1 pseudogene is annotated in these 282 nt (G+C 46.5%); it reads left to right on the top strand.

Going from position 1 to position 282, the window contains the following annotated elements:
- Positions 1-88 precede the first annotated feature (88 nt).
- Positions 89-282: pseudogene (locus AC2Q9J_RS17850) on the top strand (dihydroxyacetone kinase); the annotation flags it as partial.

Below are 282 nucleotides of genomic sequence, written 5' to 3'. Positions count from 1 at the left end.
CTCCCTCTCGATGATGAGATGACGACGTATCTCGACGCTCCTTCGGCAGCACTTGGATTCAAAATTTAATAAATGAGGTGTTTGGTTTATGTTGACGATTGATCGGATGAAGCAGGCGTTACGTGACGCACAAGTTGGCATCGAAGAACAAAAGGATACGTTGACCGATTTAGACCGGGCCATCGGCGACGGAGACCACGGGATCAACATGTCTCGTGGTTTTGATGCGGTCTCTACTATTCTAGATGAGGATTATGACTCTCTTGGAGCACTTAGTAAAAA

The sequence above is a fragment of the Planococcus sp. RAB007_Raresut genome (assembly GCF_057369535.1).
The sequence above is the reverse complement of the archived record's forward strand: the minus strand, read 5'-3'. Positions and strand labels throughout refer to the sequence as shown.